This window comes from Nocardia sp. NPDC127526 (assembly GCF_042672265.1).
Classification (GTDB): Bacteria; Actinomycetota; Actinomycetes; order Mycobacteriales; family Mycobacteriaceae; genus Nocardia.
Genome location: NZ_JBHXVO010000001.1, coordinates 56,003 through 74,879 on the forward strand (window position 1 = coordinate 56,003; position 18,877 = coordinate 74,879).

22 protein-coding genes and 1 riboswitch are annotated in these 18,877 nt (G+C 68.6%); of the genes, 13 read left to right on the forward strand and 9 right to left on the reverse strand.

Annotated elements, in window-relative coordinates; all coding sequences use genetic code 11:
- Positions 1-24 precede the first annotated feature (24 nt).
- From ACFVIV_RS00285 to ACFVIV_RS00295, 3 genes are all read left to right on the forward strand, one after another.
- Entirely contained in the window at positions 25-948 is a 924-nt protein-coding gene (locus tag ACFVIV_RS00285) for an esterase/lipase family protein (RefSeq protein WP_379193089.1), read from the forward strand.
- Between the two features lie 250 nt (positions 949-1,198).
- The gene (locus ACFVIV_RS00290) at positions 1,199-3,754 is read left to right on the forward strand and encodes an ATP-dependent Clp protease ATP-binding subunit (protein WP_379192283.1); all 2,556 of its coding nucleotides are present in this window, start codon (positions 1,199-1,201) and stop codon (positions 3,752-3,754) included.
- Between the two features lie 80 nt (positions 3,755-3,834).
- Entirely contained in the window at positions 3,835-4,656 is an 822-nt protein-coding gene (locus ACFVIV_RS00295) for a phytanoyl-CoA dioxygenase family protein (protein WP_379192285.1), read from the forward strand.
- Here the strand turns inward: ACFVIV_RS00295 and ACFVIV_RS00300 are convergent.
- Positions 4,653-5,447, reverse strand: a complete 795-nt coding sequence (locus ACFVIV_RS00300) for an LLM class flavin-dependent oxidoreductase (protein ID WP_379192287.1) — start codon at positions 5,445-5,447, stop codon at positions 4,653-4,655. The genes ACFVIV_RS00295 and ACFVIV_RS00300 overlap by 4 nt on opposite strands.
- Positions 5,448-5,637: 190 nt before the next feature.
- Between ACFVIV_RS00300 and ACFVIV_RS00305 the strand changes: the two genes are divergently transcribed.
- The gene (locus tag ACFVIV_RS00305) at positions 5,638-6,288 is read left to right on the forward strand and encodes a VWA domain-containing protein (RefSeq protein ID WP_379192289.1); all 651 of its coding nucleotides are present in this window, start codon (positions 5,638-5,640) and stop codon (positions 6,286-6,288) included.
- A 3-nt stretch (positions 6,289-6,291) separates the two neighbouring features.
- Here ACFVIV_RS00305 and ACFVIV_RS00310 read toward each other — a convergent pair whose 3' ends face one another.
- Both ACFVIV_RS00310 and ACFVIV_RS00315 read right to left on the reverse strand, forming a co-directional pair.
- The gene (locus tag ACFVIV_RS00310) at positions 6,292-7,068 is read right to left on the reverse strand and encodes an isocitrate lyase/phosphoenolpyruvate mutase family protein (protein ID WP_379192291.1); all 777 of its coding nucleotides are present in this window, start codon (positions 7,066-7,068) and stop codon (positions 6,292-6,294) included.
- Positions 7,065-7,760: a hypothetical protein gene (locus tag ACFVIV_RS00315; RefSeq protein ID WP_379192293.1), complete on the reverse strand. Its 696-nt coding sequence runs from the start codon at positions 7,758-7,760 to the stop codon at positions 7,065-7,067. Before ACFVIV_RS00315 ends, ACFVIV_RS00310 begins: the two co-directional genes overlap by 4 nt.
- Before the next feature lie 64 nt (positions 7,761-7,824).
- Here ACFVIV_RS00315 and ACFVIV_RS00320 point away from each other — a divergent pair, with 64 nt between their 5' ends.
- Entirely contained in the window at positions 7,825-8,532 is a 708-nt protein-coding gene (locus ACFVIV_RS00320; protein WP_379192295.1) for an ArsR/SmtB family transcription factor, read from the forward strand.
- On the opposite strand, the gene ACFVIV_RS00325 is transcribed toward ACFVIV_RS00320, so the two are convergent.
- The gene (locus ACFVIV_RS00325) at positions 8,533-9,195 is read right to left on the reverse strand and encodes a response regulator (RefSeq protein WP_379192297.1); all 663 of its coding nucleotides are present in this window, start codon (positions 9,193-9,195) and stop codon (positions 8,533-8,535) included.
- A 30-nt stretch (positions 9,196-9,225) separates the two neighbouring features.
- The gene (locus tag ACFVIV_RS00330; protein WP_379192299.1) at positions 9,226-10,428 is read right to left on the reverse strand and encodes a sensor histidine kinase; all 1,203 of its coding nucleotides are present in this window, start codon (positions 10,426-10,428) and stop codon (positions 9,226-9,228) included.
- A 127-nt stretch (positions 10,429-10,555) separates the two neighbouring features.
- Between ACFVIV_RS00330 and ACFVIV_RS00335 the strand changes: the two genes are divergently transcribed.
- Together ACFVIV_RS00335 and ACFVIV_RS00340 are read left to right on the forward strand one after the other, a co-directional pair.
- Positions 10,556-11,527 (forward strand): ABC transporter ATP-binding protein, encoded by a 972-nt coding sequence (locus tag ACFVIV_RS00335; RefSeq protein WP_379192301.1) that lies wholly within the window; start codon positions 10,556-10,558, stop codon positions 11,525-11,527.
- Entirely contained in the window at positions 11,524-12,378 is an 855-nt protein-coding gene (locus ACFVIV_RS00340; RefSeq protein WP_379192303.1) for an ABC transporter permease, read from the forward strand. The genes ACFVIV_RS00335 and ACFVIV_RS00340 overlap by 4 nt, the downstream gene beginning before the upstream one ends.
- A 67-nt stretch (positions 12,379-12,445) precedes the next feature.
- Here the strand turns inward: ACFVIV_RS00340 and ACFVIV_RS00345 are convergent, their stop codons facing one another.
- The gene (locus tag ACFVIV_RS00345) at positions 12,446-13,039 is read right to left on the reverse strand and encodes a helix-turn-helix domain-containing protein (RefSeq protein ID WP_379192305.1); all 594 of its coding nucleotides are present in this window, start codon (positions 13,037-13,039) and stop codon (positions 12,446-12,448) included.
- Positions 13,040-13,143: 104 nt separating this feature from the next.
- Between ACFVIV_RS00345 and ACFVIV_RS00350 the strand changes: the two genes are divergently transcribed.
- The 5 genes from ACFVIV_RS00350 (at position 13,144) to ACFVIV_RS00370 (ending at position 16,498) form a co-directional block, all read left to right on the forward strand.
- Positions 13,144-13,791: an FMN-dependent NADH-azoreductase gene (locus tag ACFVIV_RS00350; RefSeq protein ID WP_379192307.1), complete on the forward strand. Its 648-nt coding sequence runs from the start codon at positions 13,144-13,146 to the stop codon at positions 13,789-13,791.
- Position 13,792: 1 nt separating this feature from the next.
- The gene (locus tag ACFVIV_RS00355; protein WP_379192309.1) at positions 13,793-14,113 is read left to right on the forward strand and encodes a DMT family transporter; all 321 of its coding nucleotides are present in this window, start codon (positions 13,793-13,795) and stop codon (positions 14,111-14,113) included.
- 29 nt (positions 14,114-14,142) lie between these two features.
- Positions 14,143-14,589, forward strand: a complete 447-nt coding sequence (locus ACFVIV_RS00360) for an SRPBCC domain-containing protein (protein WP_379192311.1) — start codon at positions 14,143-14,145, stop codon at positions 14,587-14,589.
- Between the two features lie 50 nt (positions 14,590-14,639).
- Positions 14,640-15,083: an OsmC family peroxiredoxin gene (locus ACFVIV_RS00365; protein WP_379192312.1), complete on the forward strand. Its 444-nt coding sequence runs from the start codon at positions 14,640-14,642 to the stop codon at positions 15,081-15,083.
- Positions 15,084-15,238: 155 nt separating this feature from the next.
- The gene (locus ACFVIV_RS00370) at positions 15,239-16,498 is read left to right on the forward strand and encodes a heparan-alpha-glucosaminide N-acetyltransferase domain-containing protein (RefSeq protein ID WP_379192314.1); all 1,260 of its coding nucleotides are present in this window, start codon (positions 15,239-15,241) and stop codon (positions 16,496-16,498) included.
- A gap of 29 nt (positions 16,499-16,527) precedes the next feature.
- On the opposite strand, the gene ACFVIV_RS00375 is transcribed toward ACFVIV_RS00370, so the two are convergent.
- The 3 genes from ACFVIV_RS00375 to mhuD all read right to left on the reverse strand — a co-directional run bounded on the left by ACFVIV_RS00375 (position 16,528) and on the right by mhuD (position 17,985).
- Positions 16,528-17,289, reverse strand: coding sequence for a CbtA family protein (locus ACFVIV_RS00375; RefSeq protein WP_379192316.1), 762 nt, complete (start codon positions 17,287-17,289; stop codon positions 16,528-16,530).
- A complete protein-coding gene (locus tag ACFVIV_RS00380) occupies positions 17,280-17,474 on the reverse strand; it encodes a CbtB domain-containing protein (RefSeq protein ID WP_379192317.1) in 195 nt (64 codons plus the stop codon). Before ACFVIV_RS00380 ends, ACFVIV_RS00375 begins: the two co-directional genes overlap by 10 nt.
- A gap of 51 nt (positions 17,475-17,525) precedes the next feature.
- Positions 17,526-17,664, reverse strand: a riboswitch (cobalamin riboswitch).
- A 9-nt stretch (positions 17,665-17,673) separates the two neighbouring features.
- A complete protein-coding gene (gene mhuD / locus ACFVIV_RS00385; protein ID WP_379192319.1) occupies positions 17,674-17,985 on the reverse strand; it encodes a mycobilin-forming heme oxygenase MhuD in 312 nt (103 codons plus the stop codon).
- 100 nt (positions 17,986-18,085) lie between these two features.
- Between mhuD and ACFVIV_RS00390 the strand changes: the two genes are divergently transcribed.
- Positions 18,086-18,829, forward strand: coding sequence for an alpha/beta fold hydrolase (locus ACFVIV_RS00390; RefSeq protein WP_379193090.1), 744 nt, complete (start codon positions 18,086-18,088; stop codon positions 18,827-18,829).
- Positions 18,830-18,877: the final 48 nt, after the last annotated feature.

Genomic DNA, 18,877 nt, shown 5'->3' on the forward strand with positions numbered 1-18,877 from the left:
CTACTGCGCCGTTCGCCGGGATCAATGCTGGTCATGGCTGTTCTGGCGGTTTTATGGGTGGGGGCGAGCGGCACCGCTCGCGCGGAATATCCGGTCGACTACAACTTCTTCGCGGGCATCCCGTACGAGCTCGCGAATCCCGGTGGCTCCCTGCCGGGTTCCAATGACTGGTCGTGCACACCGACCGCCGCGCATCCGAATCCGGTGGTGCTGCTGCACGGCACCGCGGGTGGCGCGCAGACCAACTGGGGCGCCTACGCCCCGCTGCTGGCCAATGAGGGCTACTGCGTGTACGCGCTCACCTACGGCAGCCTCGATCTGCCGTTCCCGCTGAACGCCCTGGGCGGTCTGCGGCCGGTGCCCGAAAGCGCCGCGCAGGTCTCGGCTTTCGTGGATCGGGTGCTGGCCGCCACGGGCGCCGCGCGCGTGGATTTCGTCAGCCACTCGCAGGGCAGCATTGTCGGCCAGTACGTCGTGAAGCGCCTCGGCGGCGCGGCGAAGGTGGAGCGGTTCGTCTCCATCGCCGGCCCCTGGATCGGCGGCGCGGGCGATCAGATGGAGATGGTGCGCACGATGGGGCGGCAGCTCGGCATCGAGCCCGAAACCGTGGACAACATGATCGTGGGCAGCGTCTGCTACGTCTGCTCGCAAATGCTGGGCGGTTCCGGCTTCATGACCGCGCTCAATGCCGACGGGGTCTACGCACCGCAGGTCAGCTACACCAATATCGCGACCAGATACGACGAGATCGCCTTCCCGTACACGGCCGGTCTGGTCGAAGCGCCCAATGCGGTGAACATCGTGGTGCAGGACGGCTGCGCCACCGACTTCTCCGAGCACATGGCCATCGCGGGCAGTCCCCGCACCGCCGGCTTCATGCTCAACGCCCTCGATCCCGCACATCCGCGGCCCGTCGTCTGTGAGTTCATCCCGCCCTTCACGGGGTAGTTCTCCCGTGTTCGCTGTCGGCGTAGCCGGGACGGAAACGTTCCCGGCTACAGCCCCGTTATGAGGGAATGAGTCGTACTGTCGCCGGTTCGCAATAGGGTGGACGGACGACGGGCGTGACCCCTGCCAACTAGAGTGGGAGGTGGGGGATGCAACCCCAGGGCTTCATGGCAGGCTGGCGACCAGAAGGGCAGCACAGGGTCTGAAGCGCCGGATGCCGTAGACGGCGGAGCAGGAGAGTGAGGGAGCGATGTTCGAGAGGTTCACCGACCGCGCGCGGCGGGTCGTTGTCCTGGCCCAAGAAGAGGCCCGGATGCTCAACCACAACTACATCGGCACCGAGCACATCCTGCTTGGCCTGATTCACGAGGGTGAAGGTGTCGCGGCGAAGTCCCTGGAGTCCCTGGGCATTTCGCTGGAGGGTGTGCGGTCGCAGGTCGAGGAGATCATCGGGCAGGGCCAGCAGGCGCCGTCCGGTCACATTCCGTTCACCCCGCGTGCCAAGAAGGTGCTGGAGCTGTCGCTGCGCGAGGCGCTGCAGCTCGGCCACAACTACATCGGCACCGAGCACATCCTGCTCGGCCTGATCCGCGAGGGTGAGGGTGTCGCGGCGCAGGTGCTGGTCAAGCTGGGCGCGGACCTCAACCGCGTGCGCCAGCAGGTCATCCAGCTGCTGTCCGGCTACCAGGGCGGCAAGGAGGCCGTGGAGTCCGGCACTCGCGGCGAGGCGGGCACCCCGTCCACCTCGCTGGTGCTCGACCAGTTCGGCCGCAACCTGACCCAGGCCGCCCTCGAAGGCAAGCTGGACCCGGTCATCGGGCGCTCGAAGGAGATCGAGCGTGTGATGCAGGTGCTCAGCCGCCGCACCAAGAACAATCCCGTCCTCATCGGCGAGCCCGGTGTCGGTAAGACCGCCGTGGTCGAGGGCCTGGCCCAGGCCATCGTGAACGGCGAGGTCCCGGAGACGCTCAAGGACAAGCAGCTCTACACCCTCGACCTGGGTTCCCTGGTCGCGGGCAGCCGCTACCGCGGTGATTTCGAGGAGCGCCTGAAGAAGGTGCTCAAGGAGATCAACACCCGCGGCGACATCATCCTGTTCATCGACGAGCTGCACACCCTGGTGGGTGCGGGCGCGGCCGAGGGCGCCATCGACGCGGCCTCCATCCTCAAGCCCAAGCTGGCTCGCGGTGAGCTGCAGACCATCGGCGCCACCACTCTCGATGAGTACCGCAAGTACATCGAGAAGGATGCCGCGCTGGAGCGTCGTTTCCAGCCGGTGCAGGTGGGCGAGCCGACCGTCGAGCACACCATCAATATCCTCAAGGGTCTGCGCGACCGCTACGAGGCGCACCACCGGGTGTCCATCACCGACGGCGCGCTGGTCGCGGCGGCCACCCTCGCGGACCGCTACATCAACGACCGCTTCCTGCCGGACAAGGCCATCGACCTCATCGACGAGGCGGGCGCGCGCATGCGCATCCGCCGCATGACCGCGCCGCCGGACCTGCGCGAATTCGACGACAAGATCGCCGAGGCGCGCCGGGAGAAGGAATCCGCGATCGACGCGCAGGACTTCGAGAAGGCCGCGCGGCTGCGCGACAAGGAGAAGCAGCTCGTCGCCAAGCGGGCCGAGCGCGAGAAGCAGTGGCGCTCCGGCGATCTGGATGTCGTGGCCGAGGTCGACGACGAGCAGATCGCGGAGGTCCTCGCGAACTGGACCGGTATCCCGGTGTTCAAGCTCACCGAGGAGGAGACCACCCGTCTGCTCCGCATGGAGGACGAGCTGCACAAGCGGATCATCGGCCAGGAGGATGCGGTCAAGGCCGTGTCCAAGGCCATCCGCCGCACTCGCGCCGGTCTGAAGGATCCCAAGCGTCCCTCGGGCTCGTTCATCTTCGCCGGTCCGTCCGGTGTCGGTAAGACCGAGCTGTCCAAGGCCCTCGCCAACTTCCTGTTCGGCGATGACGACGCGCTCATCCAGATCGATATGGGCGAGTTCCACGACCGCTTCACCGCCTCGCGGCTGTTCGGCGCCCCTCCGGGCTACGTCGGCTACGAAGAGGGCGGCCAGCTCACCGAGAAGGTGCGCCGCAAGCCGTTCTCGGTGGTGCTGTTCGACGAGATCGAGAAGGCCCACCAGGAGATCTACAACACCCTGTTGCAGGTCCTCGAGGACGGCCGCCTCACCGACGGTCAGGGTCGCACGGTCGACTTCAAGAACACGGTGCTGATCTTCACCTCGAACCTCGGCACGCAGGACATCTCGAAGGCGGTCGGCCTCGGCTTCGCGCAGTCGAACGTCGAGGGCTCGAACTACGAGCGCATGAAGCTCAAGGTCAACGACGAGCTGAAGAAGCACTTCCGCCCCGAATTCCTCAACCGCATCGATGATGTCATCGTCTTCCACCAGCTGACCACGGATCAGATCGTGCAGATGGTGGACCTGATGATCGGCCGCGTCGCCAAGCAGCTGAAGAACAAGGACATGGAGATCGAGCTGTCCCCGCAGGCCAAGTCCCTGCTGGCCAAGCGCGGCTTCGATCCGGTGCTCGGTGCCCGCCCGCTGCGTCGCACCATCCAGCGCGAGATCGAGGATCAGCTCTCGGAGAAGATCCTCTTCGGCGAGCTGGGTGCCGGCCAGACCGTGGTCGTGGACGTCGAGGGCTGGGACGGCGAAGGCCAGGGCGAGAACGCCAAGTTCACCTTCACCGGCAAGGCCAAGCTGACCAAGAAGGACTCCGGCGAGGAGAAGCCGGTCGTCGCCCTCGCGGGTGATGCCCCGGCTGCTGCCGCCTCCGGCGAGTAACGGTTCGCTCGAAAGCCCCTCTCACCACTGGTGAGAGGGGCTTTCGCCGTTTCCGGGCACGGAAATTCGATGGCGTCTCGATGATGGCTTCGGCCATCCTCGATCGGGGGCGGGGCGACGAAAGGACCGTATTGCTCACCGACGATCAGATTGCCGCATTCATTGCCGACGGATTCGTGAAAGTGGAGGCGGCGTTCGCGCCCGAGGTGGCCGCGGCCGGTCGGGCGATCCTCTGGAAGGCGAGCGGATGCGATCCGGACGATCCGGCCACCTGGACCCAGCCGGTGATCCGGCTCGGCGAGCAGACCGAAGCGCCGTTCGCGCAGGCCGCCACCGCACCCGCACTCCGCGAGGCATTCGACCAACTTGTCGGACCGGGACGTTGGCTACCTCGAAACAGTCTGGGCACCTTTCCCATCCGCTTCCCGAGCCGGAAATCCCCGGGTGACGACGGCTGGCATATCGACGTCAGCTTTCCCGGCGACGAGCCGCTGGACTACATGCGGTGGCGGGTCAATGTGCAGTCGAAGGGTCGCGCACTGCTCATGCTCTTCCTGTTCTCCGATATCGAGGACGAGGACGCGCCGACCCGCATTCGTGTCGGCTCGCACCTGCGCCTGCCGAAACTGTTGCAGCCCTTCGGCACAGCAGGCGCGATGTTGGGGCAGCTGACCATGGATCGGTCTACCGCCGATCTACGCCAGGTTCTCGCCACCGGCCGCGCGGGTGATGTGTACCTCTGCCATCCGTTCCTCGTGCATGCCGCACAACCCCACCATGGTCGAAACCCCCGTTTCCTGGCCCAGCCGCCGTTGCTGCTGCGCGAACCGTGCGTCCTGGATCGGGCGGACGGCGCGTATTCGCCGGTTGAACAGGCGATTCGGCAGGGTTTGGCCGCTTAGCGGCAGCGCGCGAGAATCGGGGCGAACGGCTCGGCGAGCTCACCGGGAACGAGGAGTTCGTCGATGCCGTACTTCTCGCGGCGGTATTCCAGGAGCTCGGCCGCCTCGGCCGGATCGGCGGGGATGAGGGCGGCGGCGCCGGAATCACGGAGCTGGTCGCTGGTCAGTCCCATGCGGGCGGACAGGTAGTAGGGGAGCTGGATGCCGACCCCGACGGCCTGGAGGGTGAAGGCGATCGGGCGGTCGGTGTGGTCGCGGACGGTGGCGACGATGTCGGCGATGTCGTTCTCGGTGGCGGAGGGGTCCACGGCGAGGTGGATGCGGTCGGCGAGGTCGGCGGCGGTGGCCAGCATGCGGGGGCCGCCGGCGGCGATGACGATGGCGGGGGTGGGTTGCACTCCGGCGCGGACCGCTTCGATGGTGGTGACGAGGTGGCGGCGGCGGTCGCCGCCGGAACCCCAAGGCACGCCGAACTTCTCGGCCTCGGCCTGGGCGTCGGGTCGCCCGGCGCCGATGCCCAGTTCGAAGCGGCCGTCGGACAGCATTTGCAGGGCCGCGGTTTCGCGGACGGTGGCGGCGGCCGAGCGCATGGGGGCGGCCAGCACATTGGGGCGCAGCCGGATGGTGGAGGTGACGGCGGCCGCGGCGGCCAGGGCGGGGAAGGGGGACGGGGTGTAGAGGGTGTCGGGGAGTTGGATGGAGCCGTAGCCCTGCTGCTCCGCATTCCGAACGGTGCGAACCCAGTCGCTGCCGGAGCGGGGGACGGTGACGATGCCGAAGTTCATGCTCATGGTTCGAGCATGCGCGCGGCCGATTGTCGGCGAATCGGTTTCCAGGCGGCACCTCGACTACGTCCGCTGACGTATTCGCGCCTTCGCCCCACACCGAAACCGCCGGTACCGCAAGGTTTTGCCCCGGTCGATCGTAAGCGGGCGAGCGTAGCGTCGATGGGGTTGGTAACAAGCCGCTCAGGGGTCGACCATGACGAATCCGGATCTCACACTCATAGCCGTACTGCTGGACCGCTCCGGCTCCATGCAGTCCATCAAGTCCGATACCGAAGGCGGATTCAACGCCTATATGGAGCAGCAGAAAGAGGTGCCCAAGACCATCGAGGTGACCCTCGCCCAGTTCGACACCGAATACGAGGTGGTCTACGCCAATCGCCCCCTCGCCGAGGTGCCGCCCCTGAAACTGGAGCCCCGCGGCATGACCGCCCTCTACGACGCGGTCGGCAAGCTGACCACCGAGATCGGCGCCGAACTGGCCGCCCGCCCCGATCACCGCCGCCCGGGCACGGTCATCATCGTCGTGCTCACCGACGGCCACGAGAACTCCAGCCGCGAGTGGTCCCACTCCGCCGTGAAATCCCTGATCACCCAGCAGCAGGATGTCTACAAATGGAACTTCCTGTTCCTCGGCGCGAATATGGACGCGGTGGCGATCGGCACCGAGATGGGCTTCTCGCCCCGCCAATCCATTACCTACGCCGCCGCTCCGCAGGGCGTCTCCGGTGTCTTCCGTGCGGCCGCCTCCTACACCGGCCGCATCCAATCGGCCGCGCCCGGCGAGGCTTTCACCGATGACGGCTTCACCGATGCCGAGCGCGACCAGTCGAATCCGGGACGCTGACCGTCACGCGCCGGTCAGGGCGAGAATGTCGCGATAGCTCGGGATGGTGGGGGTGACCGGCCGGTCGTCGAGGATGGTGCGGGCGAGGTCGGCGACCGTGCCCAGGGCGGCCCGGTACAGGAGGGAACCGGTGCTGATACGCGCGACGCCCAGTTCGGTGAGGGTGGTGAGGGAGGGGCCGGTCGCCGAGTAGAGGAGGTTGAGTGGGAGGGGTACCGCGGCGACGAACTTTTCGATGCGGTCCGGGGCGGTGAGGCCGGGGACGAAGATGCCGTCGGCTCCGGCCTGTTCGTAGCGGTGGGCTCGATCGATCGTCGAATCCTCGTCGCGCTGCTGCCAGTACGTGTCCGTGCGGGCGTTGACGAAGATGCCGGGGGTGCGGGCCTTGACGGTGGCGATGAGGGCGGCGTGGTGCTCGGGTGCGGCGAGCGCGGTATTGGCGCGGGCGTCTTCGAGGTTGACCCCGGCTATGCCCAATTCGGCGAGTTCGGCGACGAATTCGGCCACCTCGCCGGGGTTCTCGCTGAAACCGGCTTCGATGTCGACGGTCACGGGGATCGGCAGGCGGGCGAGCCGGGTTGCCAGGGCGAGGGTTTCGGCGCGGGTCGCGCCTTCGCCGTCGGCGAGACCGGCCGCGACCGCCACACCCAGGCTGGTGGTGGCGACAGCCGGGAATCCGGCGGCGGCGAGCATGGCGGCGGAGCCGAAATCCCAGGCGTTGGGCAGGATCAGCGGGCCGGGGCCGTGGTGCAGGGCGTGGAAGACATCCGTGTTGGTCATTGCTGGGCTCCTTCGAGAATTCCGGCGGCGAGGGCGATGGCGTGCTCCCGGCCGGGACAGGCGTGCGGCCCGACGCCGAAACCCAGTCCGGGGTGGCGCATATCGAGCTCGACGAGTTCGCCGTCGATGACGCGGCGGGTGGAACGCAGGGGCGGGTTCTCGTGCATGGTGCGGGCGATGCGTTCGTCGGGGGTGCCGGTGGTTTCGGTTTCGCGGACGTTTGCCAGCAGGGCGTCGGTGGCGGCGCAGGCCTGGACCAGGACGCAGATCTTGGCGGCGGTCACCTCGTCGGCGGTGCCGCCGCAGGCCGCGACCAGCTCGGCGACGGCGGCATCGGCGGCGGGGCTGCCCGGCTCGTGCGGATGATAGTGGGCGGCAACGATTTTCACGGCGTCGACCGAGGCGCCGGGCAGGGCGAGGGCCTCGATCAACACCTCGACGTGGGCGACCGGCCGGTCGGCGGCCGCGCGGGCGCGGGCGCGGAGGCCGGCGGGGGACAGGCGGTCCAGTTCGGCGAGCACGAGGGCGCGGCGGCGGGCGTGGTCCGGGCCGTCGCAGAAGCGCGGGACGTGGGCCCGCAGCCAGGCCAGGCCGATCGGGTCGCGAACCGGCGGGGCGTGCGGGACGGGCGCCTCGGTCAGGGCGGTGCGCACCTGGTCGGGATCGGTCAGGAAGGGGCAGGTCCGGGGCATGGTCAGACGGTATGCCCGGAACATTTCGGTGGCCGCCGAAGTGATTGCGGACGATCATGGCGGCATGCGATCCGGAGGAGCCGAACTGGCGGCGCTGGCCACCCTGCTGGCCGACCGCACGCGGGCCGATATCTGCCTGGCCCTGCTCGACGGCCGGGCGTGGACGGCCGGTGAACTCGCCCGGCACACCGGGGTGGCGGCCTCCACCGCGACCGAGCATCTGAACCGGCTGCTGGCGGGCGGGCTGCTCGCGGAGCGGCGGCAGGGGCGGCATCGGTATGTGCAGCTGGCGGATTCGCGGGTGGCGGAACTGCTGGAGGCCATGGTCGCCTATGCCGGGCCGCCGCGCACCGAGGTGACGGGGCTGAAGGCGGTCACCGTCGCGGCCACCCTGGCGCGCGGGCGGACCTGCTACGACCATCTGGCGGGCCGGCTCGGCGTCGCCATCACCGATGCGCTCACCGCGCGCGAATTCCTCGATCCCGATGCGGGTTTCGCGCTCACCGGCAGCGGTCTGGCCCTGCTGACCGGACCGCTCGGCGTCGATCCGGCGGCCCTGCGCAGGACCCGCCGCCCGGTGGCCAAGCCCTGCCTGGACTGGACCGAGCGGCGCACGCATCTCGGCGGCGCGGCGGGGGCGCAGGTGTGCCGCCGGCTGCAGGAACTCGAGTGGGTCAAACGGATCGGCGCCGGCCGCGCCATCGCCGTCACCGCGAAAGGCGAAGCGGGACTGCGTGATCTGCTCGGCATCGAGCCGGACGCGTTGAAATAGTCACTGCCAGCCGGGGCGGACCAGGCCCGATTCGTAGGCCATGACCACCAGTTGCGTGCGGTCGCGCGCATTGAGCTTCAACAGGATTCGGCTGACATGTGTGCGGGCGGTGGCCGGGCTCATGAACAGCCGCTCGGCGATCTCGGCATTGGTGAGCCCCTCGGCGACCAGCGTCATGACCTCGCGTTCCCGGTCGGTGAGCTCGGAAAAACTGCCCTCGGGCGCGGGTTTGGCATGGGTGGCGAATTCGGCCACCAGGCGTTTGGTGACGCTGGGCGAGAGCAGCGCCTCACCACCGGACACCACGCGGACCGCCTTCACCAGATCGGCGGGCTCGGTGTGCTTGACCAGGAATCCGGTAGCCCCGGACCGCATGGCCTCGAAAACGTACTCGTCCAGTTCGAAGGTGGTCAGCACGACCACCTTGACCTCGGCCAGCTCGGGCGCGGCGGCAATGGCGCGGGTGGCGGCCAGCCCGTCGAGCACCGGCATGCGGATGTCCATGAGCACCACATCGGGGACGAGTTCGCGGGCCAGCGCCACGGCCTGCTCGCCATTGTCGGCCTCGCCGACCACCTCGATATCGTCCTGCGCGTTCAGCAGTGCGACGAATCCGCCGCGCACCAGCGCTTGATCATCCGCGATCAGAACCCGAATGCTCACGAAACCTCCCGTATCGCCGGCACTTCGAACCTAGGCGGCCGGTTCCGGATGTGCCAGGTGGATGGGCAGGCGCGCCTCCACCCGGAAGCCGCCGTCGGGTTTGGGCTCGGCCAGCAGCCGGCCGCCCAGGGCGTGCGCGCGCTCGGTCATCCCGGTAATGCCGTGCCCGCCGCTGGGCGTGGCGAGCGGCGGCCGGTCGGGGCGGGTGTTGTCGATGGCCAGGTGCAGCCGGTCGGCCGAATATCGCACGGTGACAAGGACACTCGCGCCGGGTGCGTGCCGCACCACATTGGTGAGCGATTCCTGCACGATGCGCGCCGCCGTCACGTCCACCACCGACGGCAGCCGTTTGGGCGATCCGGTCACAATGGTGCGCACCTGCACCCCCGCGGCCCGCGCGGACTTGGTGAGCCCGTCCAGATCGCCGATGCCGATGGCCGGGCTGGTGGGCGCGGTGGTGGTGCCCGCACTGGAGCGGATGGACCGCAGCAGTGCGTGCACCTCGCCGAGCGCGTCCTTGCTGGCGGTCTTGATGGCGGCCAGGGCGGTGGCGGCCTGCTCGGGCTTGCGATCGATCAATTCCAGGGCGACCGAGGACTGCACATTGATCAGCGACAGGCTGTGCGCCAGCACATCGTGCAGATCGCGGGCAATGGCGAGCCGTTCCGCACTGGCCCGCTGCTCGCGCTCGGCCAGCTCCCGGGCGCGCTGCGCCTGCTCATTGCGCCGCGCCTCCTCCTCGCGCTGCCGCCGGGCCAGCACCGCGGCGCGGCGCTGCCGGATGCCCTCGGCAATGGCGACCAGCACGACGAGCCAGGCCAGCAGCCCGAACTCCTGCCAGCCATTGCTCTCGTAGCCGCGCAAGCCGGGCACCGGCCACACCATGAGCAGATAGCCGAGCGGGACGACAGCGTATGTGTACCAACGGGATCCGATGACGGCCGCGGTGAGGAAGGCGATGATGAGCGAGAGGAAGATCGGGCCGTAGCCGTAGCCGATGAGCACGTAGGCGGCGCTGGCGGCCAGCACCCCGTAGAACACCGGATACGGGTACACCTGCCGCACGATCAGCAGCAGCGGCCCGGCCACCAGTAGTGCGTAGCCGAGCACGTCGAGGGCGCGCATGTCCGGTTGGTGCTGATTGGCGAAGGTTCCCGCGATCACCGTGATCGCGGCGACCGCCGCGGCCAGCGGTACGTCCCACCGCCCGATTCGTCCCCCACTCGTCTCCATAGCTGAACCGTAGCGCCGTACGCGGCCCGGCGGCACCGCTCCGGGCCAGAAATACGTCCGGATACGTACACCGGATCGGGCTCCGCGGCGGATGTTTCACCGCAGGTCGGAGCGGATCGTTGAACCCATGAACGAAGCAGAATCCGATAGCGGCCGTCGCGAGCCCTCCGTGGTTACGCAGGCTGCCTCCTCCGGGCTTGACGCGACGGCCGCGGTCGTCAGCACCGACCGGTTGACCAAACGCTACGGCTCCCACACCGCGGTGGACGCCGTGAGTATGAGTGTCCGGCGCGGTGAGATCTATGGATTCCTCGGCCCGAACGGCGCCGGCAAGACCACGACCCTGCGCATGCTGGTGGGGCTGATCCGGCCCACCGACGGCGCCGCGACCGTGCTCGGCCGATCGCCGGGCCATCCGGAAACCTTGCGCCGCATCGGTGTTCTCATCGAGGGCCCGGGTTTCTACCCGTACATGTCCGGCCGCGACAACCTGCGGGTGCTGGCCCGCTATCGGGGCGCCGGCCGCGACGAGGTGGATCACGCCCTGGAGCGGGTGGGCCTGACCGCCCGCGGCGGCGACAAGTTCCGCACCTACTCCCTCGGCATGAAGCAGCGGCTCGGCGTGGCCGCGGCCCTGCTCGGCCATCCCGACCTGCTGATTCTCGATGAACCCACCAATGGCCTCGATCCGGCCGGCATGGCCGAGATGCGGGAGCTCATCACCGGACTTGCCGCCGACGGGCACACCGTCGTGCTGTCCAGTCACCTGCTCAGTGAAGTGCAGGAGATCTGCGATCGCGTCGGCGTCATCTCCGGCGGGCGGCTGCTCACCGAGTCCACGGTGCGGGAATTGCGCGGCGCGGCTTCGCTGTTCGTCCGCGCCGAACCCCTCGAGCTGGCCTTCCCGGCGGTGCGCCGGGCGGTCGGCGACCGGTCCGCGCTGCTCACCGCCACCGGCATCAGAGTCGATGCCGGTGTGGCACAGGCGCCCGCGGTGGCGCGCGCGGTCATCGAGGCGGGCGCGGATCTGCTGGAACTGCGCAGCGATGAGAAGTCCCTGGAAGAAGTCTTTTTCGAGATGACGGAGAGCGTGAAATGAACGATCTATTGGCCTCCACCCGGGCCGAACTGCTGCGCCTGCGCACCTGGCCCGCCTTCTGGATCGTGCTCGGGACGTGGATTCTGCTGAACCTCACCTTCGCCTACCTGTTCAACTATCTGGCCTACACCTCCGGTGACAGCGGCCGGATGTCCAATGGTCAGCCGCGAGATGTGCTGTTGCAGTTGATGCTTCCGGCCGCCGTGCCGGAGGTGTTCACCCAGGGCATGGCCATGTTCGGCGGGGCGCTCATGCTGGTGCTGGGCGCGCTGGTCATCGGCAGCGGTTACGGCTGGGGCAGCTGGAAAACCGTTCTCACCCAAGGCCCGTCGCGGGTCGCGGCCGTCGGCGGGGTGGTGATCGCGCTGGCGGTGACCGTGGTCGCGCTGGTGATCGCCGCCTTCGTGATCGACACCGGGGTGGCGGCGCTCATCGCCGCGACCGAGGGGCAGTCCCTGGCGCTGCCCGCACCCCAGCAGGCTGCGCTCGGAATCGGCGTCGGCTCGGCCATTCTGGGCATGTGGACACTGGCGGGTGCGCTCATCGGCGCGATCGCCCGCGGCCCGGCCCTGGCCGTCGGCCTGGGCCTGGTGTGGGTCCTGGTGGTGGAGAATCTGCTGCGCGGCGTCGCGGGCATCTTCGAGCCGATCGAGATCCTGACCGACTACCTGCCGGGTACGGCCGCCGGATCGCTCGCGGGCTCCATGCGCACGGTGGGCGGCGGCGGCCCGGCCACCCCGGGCGTACTGGATGTGCTCGGCCGCACCGAGTCCCTGCTCGTGCTGAGCGCCTACCTCGTGATCTTCGTCGCGGGCACGGTGTGGCTGATTCGCCGGCGCGACATGATCTGAGCGACAACCGAATACCACTGACAGCGACCGCCCGCCGACCGTGGGCGGTCGACCCCTGCCGGGATGACTAGTGGATTACGCCGTGTGCGAGCCGACTGAGCGCGGCAGTGATCTGTACCCGGCTCAGTCCGCGCTCGCGCTGGTGCCGATAGACCTCCGCGGCCAGCGGGGCCAGCAGCACGTCGACCAGTGGATCCGGTTCCGCCACACCGGCTTCCACGAGCAGCGACCGCACGTGCACGGCCCAGAACTGATACGCCCCGGTCCGGTACCGGGCGCCGCCGACCTCCGCGCCGAGCACCAGATTCGCGTGCGTCTCCAGCAGTTCCACCATCGCCGCATAGAACGCGGCCAGCCGTGCGGCGGGCGGTGCGCCGGGTCCCAGCGGCGGCTCCCCGCGCAGCAACTGCTCCTGGATCGCGCGCTCGTGCTCATCCAGCAGGGCGGTGGCAATGGAGACGACATCCGGATACCGCCGATACAGCGTCCCGCGCCCGACGCCGGCCGCCTTGGCGATGTCGTCCATGGTCACGCCGCGCGGATCGCGAGCGGCGAAGAGCTCCGCCGCGGCGCCGAGGATCTTGGCGCGATTGCGCGCCGCATCGGCCCGTTCGGCCCGTGCGGCCGGGCCCGATTCCGTGACCAGGGGCAAGTCCACCATGCCGACCACTGTATCCGAATCGCGGAATAAGTGGACAGAATGTCCGGTTGAGGTCATTATCGATACGGAAACGGACACGCAGTCCACTTATTGGAGGTTCGAAAATGCCCGCCCTGCTGCACCTCGACGCCAGCGCCCGCCGCAACTCCCTCAGCCGCGAGCTGAGCTCCGTCTTCGCCGATGCCTGGCGCGCGGAACATCCCGGCGGGGAGTACGTCCACCGCGATCTGGCCGCCGAGCCGATCCCGTTCATCGGCGAGGGCTGGACCGAACTCTGCGATGCCGTTCTCGCACAAGGAAGTACGGATCTGGATCGGCTCGCGGAGCTCGCGGTCTCGCCCGCCCGGCGCGCGGCCTGGGCCATTGTCGAACCCCTGCTCGCCCAGGTGCGCGCCGCGGACGTGATCCTCATCGGCACGCCCATGTACAACTACTCCATTCCGGCGAGCCTCAAGGCCTGGCTGGATCAGATCACCTTCCCGCGAATGTCCCTCGCCCCCAGGCGTTTCGTTGTCGCCACCGCCCGCGGCGGGGCCTACTCGCCGGGCGCGCCGAAGGCGATCTACGACTACCAGGAGCGCTACCTGCGCGACTTCTTCGCGGGCCATTTCGCCGTGCACGACACGGTTTTCATCAATGCGGAGCTGGTGAACTCGCGCCACGACCCGGCGCTGGCGCACCTGCGCGACAAGCACGATGCGTCGTACGCCGCCGCGCTCGACGCCGCCCGCCGACTCGGCAAGGAGCACTGAAATGAACTGGCTGATATTGGGTTTGGCCGGGCTGGTGGAGATCGCGTGGTCGCAGTCCATCAAGCCGACGGAGAACTTCACCAAGCCGCTGGCCACCCTGGTCTGCTTCGTGCTCGGAGCCGCGGCGGTGTACCTGCTCTCGGTGTCCATGCGCACCCTGCCCGTCGGCACCGCCTACGCGGTCTTCACCGGCATCGGCGCGGTGGGCGCCATCGGGCTGGGCGTGCTGGTGCAGAAGGATCCCATGAGCCTGGGTCGGGTGCTGGCGCTGGCCATGATCGTCGGCGGCATCGTGCTGGCTCGGGTGACCAATCCCGAATGATCGGCGGGGCGAGCGGTATCTTCTCGCGCATGGACGTTGCGCCGATACGGCCGCCCGACCTCTCCGCGCGGCCCTTCTTCCTGGTCGCCGAACGAATCATGGCGGCTTCGCCCGAAGAGCTGTACCGCATGATCACCCAGCAGCTGAGCCTCTGGTTCGCCGATCCCGGCTCGGTGCTCAGCCGCCCCGCGGTGAACGAACCGTTCTTCTTCACGGCGGGCGGCGGCCACCCGCACTACGGCCGCTTCCTGCGCCTGATCCCCGATCAACTGGTAGAGCTCACCTGGGTGACCGGGGCCGGCGGCACCGAGGGTGCGGAAACCGTTCTCACCGTGGAACTCACGCCGCACGGCGCGGGCACCGCCCTGCTGCTCACCCACGCCGGATTCCCCCATGCCGCCGCGCGTGACCGGCACGAAAAATCCTGGCCACTCGTGCTGGAACAGTTGGACCAGCGGGCCACCGCGCCGGTCTGACGCGGAGTACGTTCGAACGCGGACGGCTTCCATCAATCGAAAGGACAGTGATGCCAGTACGTACCGCACGCACCGCTTGGACCGGCGGGCTGCAGGACGGCTCCGGCCAGGTCGAGCTCGTCAGCTCGGGTGTCGGCAAGTACGACGTTTCCTTCCCGAAGCGCTCGGCCGACAATGCCGACGGCACCACCAGCCCCGAGGAGCTGGTCGCCGCCGCGCACTCCTCCTGCTACTCCATGGCGCTGTCCGCGCAGATCGCCGCGGCCGGCGGCACGCCGCAGAGCCTGGATGTCACCGCCGACGTGACGCTGGGCCCGGATCCGGCGGGCGGCTTCCGCATCTCGAACATCAAGCTGACCGTGGTCGGCCGGGCCGCGGGCATCGACGAGGCGGGCTTCCTCGCCGCCGCCGCGGCCGCCAAGGCCGGCTGCCCGATCTCCAAGGCGCTGGCGGGCGTCGACACCATCGAGCTGGACGCCACTTTCGAGGCGTGAGTTCCTGGTTCCGGCCCGGGCGTAATCGAAAGAGCTACGCCCGGGCCGGAGCCGTTTCCCATAGTTGGCTGTGGGCTAACTCTTTCGTCTATTCTTTGCCTTGAATCGGACATTGGGCTCGTAATTGGCCATTGCTCGTTATTAGCCTGGCGATCATGTGGTCGTCGAAAACCGTAGATGCACAGCAGCGATCGGGCCCCGCCGACTCGTTGCCCCGGGTCCTGGCGCTCGATGCCGCGCGCGGTATCGCCGTGCTGGGTATGTTCGCGGTCCATGTCGGACCGCAGCCGGCCGTGCCCGGTGGCGAATCATGGCTGACCATCTTCCAAGGGCGGTCGGCGGCACTGTTCGCCATACTGGCCGGCGTCTCGCTGGCCCTGATGTCCGGCGGGCAGCGGCCCTACACCGGGAAGGCCGCACAGCGCGGCATGGTCCGCATCGCCGCCCGCGCGGTGATCGTGGCGCTGCTCGGCTTGGCCCTCGCGCTGCTGCAATCCGGTATCGGCATCATGCTCATCCTGACCTACTACGGTCTCTACTTCCTGCTCGCGCTGCCGTTCCTGCGCGCGAGCGCGCGCACCTTGGCCCTGCTCGCGGCAGCGTGGGCGATTGCCGGTCCCGTCGTCTCGTTCCTGATCCGAAGCCGTATGGAGCAGAACAGCTTCGGCGGCAGCCCCACTCCCGAGATGCTGACCTCGCTGTCGGGACTGCGGGAAATGGCGGAGATGCTGCTGCTCACCGGCGCGTATCCGGTGCTGTCGTGGATGCCGTTCGTGCTGGCCGGAATGGCGCTGGGGCGGCTCGGAATCCGTGCACTGCAACCGGTTTCGGTCATGCTGGCCGGTGCGGGGCTGATGGTTCTCGGCTACGGCGGGTCGTGGTTGCTACAGCATCCCTGCGGCGGACGCGCGCATCTCACCGACCTGCTCGCCCACGGCCTGAGCGAGGCCGGAGTGACGGATATCGACCTCGGGGCGATTATCGACGCGGGCAATCTCGGGACCGTCTCGACGACGAGCTGGTGGTGGCTGACCGTCGCCACCCCACACAGCGGTACCCCGTTCGAGGTGATCGGCGCGACGGGTGCGGCCTTCCTGGTCATCGGCGCACTGCTGGCCATCACGCCGCGCGCCGGGATCGCCTTGCGGCCCTTGATCGCCGCCGGTTCGTGCGCGCTGTCGCTCTACATCCTGCAGGCCGTCGCCGTGAGCGTGCTGGTACCGATCCCGGATGCCGACGCCGAGGCGCTCCCCGGTGGCATCCACGGTCCGGGCTGGCCGCTGTTGGCGCTACTGGCGCTCGGCTCCCTGACCCTGGCGACCCTGTGGCGCAGCGCCTCCCGCCGCGGACCGGCGGAATGGGCGCTGCACGAGATCAGCTGGCGCACAGCGAAATGGGCGGTGCCCGTCGGATAACCGGCACCGCCCGTTCGGATCGTCGGAAACTACGCCGCGGCCGAATCCTTTTCGCGCACCCCGCGAGACGCGAATTCGGTCAGCGCCGCGAAGGCCAGGCCCAGCGACAGCCACAGCGTGGCGGTCTCGGCCAGCGAGGCCACCCGGAACTCCCACAGCAGCGAAGCCGGGAAGTCGGACTTCACCTCGTTGACGCCCGGCAGCAGGATGTAGCCCACGGCCGTGACGAGCACGAAAGCCGCTACCGCACCGATCAATCGGAGGGTCGGCAGGCTGTGGCGCAGCAGTTTGAACACATACACGCCGACGCCCACGGCCGCGAAACCGAGCAGCACCACCGCGACCCACAGCCAGGTGCGGTCATTGATGGTCTCCGGATCACCCACGGCGGGCGGATTGGCCGGGTACTTGAAGAACGGCACCGCGACAATCGCCAGCCAGCCGCCCGCCGCGAGTCCCAGCGACAGCTGCGCGCCCGGCAGGGTGGTGTAGCGGCGGGCCACATTGGCCACGGTCGCGAAAATGGCTCCGATGGCGAGACCGTAGATGCCCAATGCCAGGAACTGACCGGCCTTCTGACCGGTCCGGCTCACCAGCGGCTCTTCCTCGTCGCCGTGGGAATGCCCGCCGGCCTGGGCCTCCTCGATGGCAATGGCCGCTTCCACCTTGGGTTCTCCGATGAAGTACCCCACGGTGCCCGCCAGCAGGCCCGCAATGAGGCCGGCCAGCAGGCCGCGCAGCAGCAGCGTCTTGAGCGAACCCGTCAGCCGCTGGGATTCACTCAGTGACACGGGACGCCCAGCAGGTGTCGTCCATCGTGCATGAGCTCGTGCATGAACATGCCGCTGCGCGAGATCGCGCCCTGATCGAAGCCGACCAGGTACAGCGTGAGCAAAGCGAAAAGAACGACAGCCGCGGACACGAGCAGCGCGGTGAGCGCGTCGCCGGTCCGGCCGGGAGAGTGGACGATGGCCATTCGAGTCCTCCTTGGGGATTTCGCGTCCCCATCGAGTTGGGTGCGACGGTGCCGGTGTCTGGCTCTCCCGGCACTTCACCTGACTCGGCTCGAGTGCTTGGAACTACAGTGGCGCGACCGCCCCGGAATCACACCGGGTTACTCGCCACCGTCGCGTACTTCATCTCGAACTGTGACAGCTCACCTGGCCATACGTCAATCAGGCGTGCTTGCCCGCCACGTCCAGGACCACCTCGAACTCCAGCAGCGAGGCGCCGGTGGCGACCGGCTTGCGGGCCTCGCCGGCATGCGCCTCGCGCGCCGGGCCGTCCCGCCAAGCCGCGAAGGACTCTTCGGAATCCCACTGCGTGACAACGAAGTAGCGGTTGTCACCGGCGACGGGACGGAGCAGCTGGAAACCCAGGAAGCCGGGGGAGTTCTCCACGGCGTGCGCGCGGTGCGCGAAGCGCTTCTCCAGTTCGGGGCCCGCGCCCTCGGGGACCTCGATTGCGTTGATCTTGACGACTGCCATGGAGTGGAGGTTACTCCCCACTCCATGGGATTCCTCGTGCCCGCCGCGGTACCCGCGGCGGGCACGAAAAGGGAAGGAGGGTCGTCGTATTGTCGGCATGGTGTTGTACGACGAGGGCGGCGCGGGCGCGCCGATTCTGCTGCTGCACGGGTTGATGGGCAGTGCCCGCACCTGGCGGAGTCAGCTGGACTGGTTGCGTGAATTCGGGCACGTGTACACGTTCGACGCCGCCGGGCACGGCCGCCCCGCGCCGGACGAGCTCACCACGGAAGCCTTCGTGGCCGATCTGGAAGCGGCCACCGCGCGCATTACCGAACCCATGGTGGTGATCGGGCATTCGATGGGGGCCCTGCACGGGTGGGTGTACACCGCGGCGCATCCGGAGCGGGTGCGGGCGCTGGTGGTCGAGGACATCGCGCCCGATTTCCGCGGCCGCACCGCCGCGCACTGGGCCGCCATGATCGAGGCGTGGCCGCAGCCGTTCGCCGACGAGGCCGCCATGGTCGAGTTCTTCGGCCCGGTCGCCGGTCGCTACTTCCTCGACTCCTTCGAGCGCGGTCCCGAGGGGTACCGGCTGCACGGTGAGGTCGCCACCTTCCGCGATATCTCCGAGGAGTGGGGCACCCGCGATTTCTGGGCGGAGTGGAAATCCATCACCGTCCCGGCACTGCTGATCGAGGGCGAGGACACCATCACCCCGCCCGGGCAGATGCGCGAGATGGCCGCGGTGCATCCCGATGCGCGGCATGTCCTCGTTCCGGGCGCCGGACATCTGATCCACGATGAGAAACCCGAGGTCTACCGGGCCGAAGTCGAGGCGTTCCTGCGCCGGATCAGAATTTGATGGCGGGTGCCTTCAGTCGCCCGGGGTCGGCGTCGTATGCTCGGCTCG